At 54.1% G+C, this 2,895-nt stretch carries 4 protein-coding genes; 1 reads left to right on the top strand and 3 read right to left on the bottom strand.

Annotated elements, in window-relative coordinates; genetic code table 11:
• Window positions 1-268: 268 nt before the first annotated feature.
• The 3 genes from DW899_RS10315 to DW899_RS10305 are packed head-to-tail and all read right to left on the bottom strand — an operon-like array spanning window position 269 to window position 2,051.
• Complete coding sequence (locus DW899_RS10315) at window positions 269-1,177, bottom strand: radical SAM mobile pair protein B (protein ID WP_117801058.1); 909 nt, start codon at window positions 1,175-1,177, stop codon at window positions 269-271.
• Entirely contained in the window at window positions 1,165-1,854 is a 690-nt protein-coding gene (locus tag DW899_RS10310) for a radical SAM mobile pair protein A (RefSeq protein WP_117645873.1), read from the bottom strand. The genes DW899_RS10315 and DW899_RS10310 overlap by 13 nt, the downstream gene beginning before the upstream one ends.
• Complete coding sequence (locus DW899_RS10305; protein ID WP_117801055.1) at window positions 1,851-2,051, bottom strand: hypothetical protein; 201 nt, start codon at window positions 2,049-2,051, stop codon at window positions 1,851-1,853. Before DW899_RS10305 ends, DW899_RS10310 begins: the two co-directional genes overlap by 4 nt.
• A gap of 144 nt (window positions 2,052-2,195) precedes the next feature.
• Between DW899_RS10305 and DW899_RS10300 the strand changes: the two genes are divergently transcribed.
• A complete protein-coding gene (locus DW899_RS10300) occupies window positions 2,196-2,756 on the top strand; it encodes a TetR/AcrR family transcriptional regulator (RefSeq protein ID WP_117801053.1) in 561 nt (186 codons plus the stop codon).
• The last annotated feature ends 139 nt before the right edge of the window (window positions 2,757-2,895 follow it).

Here is a 2,895-nt window from a genome sequence, read left to right as displayed (position 1 = left end):
GCTGGGGTAGAGGTGGTAGAAGCCGTCGAAAAGGCTCTTGACTACTTTCGATTGATGCTCAGTGCCCATTGTATTCGCTACGATTAAACTCGGCACAGGGGATACTGGTTTTCCGTGCGAAAACGCTCATGCCGCTAAATTGAGCGACCGCCTGTACTGCAGCGGGATCATCCGCCCGAGCGATCCCTTAATCCGTCGCCCGTTGCGCCAATCGGCAGAAGCCACGCGTGGACGCTAATCGCTCGAGCGAATCGTCGTCGGTTTCCGTTTAACGATTTCTTTTTCCGCTATTATCTGACCCTCGGACTTCCTCGTGATAGAAGTAGTCCACGATCACCGGATGCCCCTGGGGGACTCTGCCATAAGGCATTTCGTTGTCCACAAAGGGGCAATCGTACTTCTTGGCCATTTCCTCGGCTTTTACTTCAAGCGCTTCAAAATAGCTACGGTTGCGCTTGTTATAGATCTCATCGTAAAGCGGTACGAGATTGGGATGTTTCTCGGCGATATAATCCAGGATCGCTTTTTTGAAACCACCCCGAAGATTGAGATTTTCGAGCCAAAACAAATCGCACCGATCCTTTACTCGCTCAAAAATCATCTCAAAATCCGTGATGCCGGGAAATACCGGGGACACGAAGCAGACCGTACGGATACCTTCGTCATACACCTGCTTCATAGCAGCGATACGACGCTCGATGCTCGACGCGGAGTCCATATCGTTCTTGAAGTTCTCATCCAGCGTGTTGATCGACCATGAAACGGTCACTCGTCCAAGCCTCTTCAGCAGATCGATATCCCGTACCACAAGATCGGACTTTGTGCAGATCAGAATTTCTGCATCGCTGCTAATCAGCTGCTCCAGGAGTTTCCTGGTATTCCCGAATCGCTCCTCCTGTGGATTGTAGCCATCCGTCACAGAACCGATAACCACCCGCTGTCCAGCGTATTTCTTCGGATTCTTGATTTCCGGCCAATGCTTCACATCAAGAAAGGTGCCCCATTCCTCCTTGTGTCCGGTAAAGCGCTTCATAAAGGAGGCATAGCAATACTTGCAGGCATGCGTGCAGCCTACATAGGGATTGACCGAGTAGCCGCCTACCGGCAGGCTGGACTTGGTCATGATGTTCTTTGCTTCCACCTCATTGATGAGGATTCCATCGATCACTTCCGCCATGTTCTCTGCACCTCCAGCACTCTTTCGAATTCTTCCGGCAATTCCTGAATCATGTTTTCGTCCCCTATGACAGAGACGAGGTCTTCCTTCATAAACATTGGAATGCCAAGCGCGTGCGCCTGGTCCGTCAAAGACCATGCCCACTCCGGTTCCGTATGAACCTTCCTGCTCTGCGTCCCGGTCATGGTGCCGACGACGATCCAGTTGATTCCGGAAAGGTCGACCGTACCGGGATCGTCGAATAGCGGCTCAAAAGTAACGAAGAAGTGATTTGCTTTGACGTTTTTCCGAAGGGCGTCGATACGCCACAGCTCCGCTTTCCTCGTCACCGTAACGCCGAACCATGCGTTTTCCAGGTCGGTATCTAAATCCAGCAAATCGGGTCTCTTGGTCAGGAACAGGAACTGATGCTGTGGATTCTCATGGATCTTTGCAAATACCTCGTCTCGCCATTCCAGCTTCCACCCGGAGAGATCGCTCATGCCGGTAAGGAGAAAGTTCTGCGGGCGTTTCTTTTCCATCATCTTGAGCTTGCTCGGGAAGAACGCAGGATCAGCGAAGTCGTCAATCATATGCCAACGTTTCACATTGTTACGGGCATAGCAATATGGACACCCCACCGTGCAGCCGATGACGATATTCATATTCTGAATCTGATTTTTGATGCAGATGCTCATAACGTCTGCCTACCTGCCTCTCCCGTAAACACGCAATCAGCCTCCCCCACCTTGCGGGCAAAAGCCTCGATATCTTGCTTGCAAGCAGCAGGCTCGCAATCGCTCAAATCGTATGACGTGCCGCCGTTTCGATAGACGGCCCGATGGGAAAACGATCGGCTGACAAGCCCGATGCCGAGCTTCTCGCACAGGGTCATCCGTGATCCCTTTCAGCTATAAAAAAACAGGTGTCTATAAACAGTATCCTTGTTGATTTTCGCAGGGGCAATGAACAAACGCGTGCACCTGTCGATAAACGAACAGCTACTGGACATTGTCAAACGACTCAGATTGGAGAGGCGATGGGAGAAACCAAGATCGACCGCCGGCGGCGCTACACCCTCTCGGTCATACGGGAGGCGTTCTTCGCGCTGCTGGCCGAGGTCGGCTTCGCGAAGATGACGGTGGCGGACATCTGCCGCCGCGCCGAGATCAACCGGGGAACGTTCTATCTGCGTTACGAGGATAAGTACGCGCTGCTCGATGCGCTTATCGACGAGGCATTGGCAGCGGCTCCCCCGCTTGAGGGGGTTGAATCGGCAACGCTTTGCCAGCGTCCGCCGGCAGACGACGATTATCGCCTGCTTTATTCGGACAGCGACGCATACGCTCGCGTAGCCCAGCGCGTCATAGAACGCGGAGCGGAGCAGATGGTTCCCTGGGTCATGGAGAAAACAGGGCTTTCACGCGAAGACGCCTTCCTGCTCTTCGTCCACAACGTCCAGGGCAATCTGGCCGTCAACCGCCTGCTCGGCTGGAGACGAGGTCCCGAGTTCGCCCATGCCCAGGAGCTGCTCAACGCCTATTCCGAAGGGGGCTTACTGGCGGTATCCGCTCTTCGCGATTCCGATAACCCATCGTGACCTGCGATTCAGGAATACCAGCCTCCGAGCCCTCTCGTTCGGAGGCTGCGACTAAAACCTCATTGCGCGTCTACCGCTCCGCGTTACTCGCCACCTGCCCGTGCCGCCGAGAGCAGGGCGCCCAAATCGGCCTGGATCG

Origin of the sequence: Collinsella sp. AM41-2BH, assembly GCF_003468085.1 — a bacterium.
In the GTDB taxonomy this organism is placed as follows: Bacteria; Actinomycetota; Coriobacteriia; order Coriobacteriales; family Coriobacteriaceae; genus Collinsella.
This window is presented reverse-complemented; position numbering and strand designations above follow the sequence as displayed.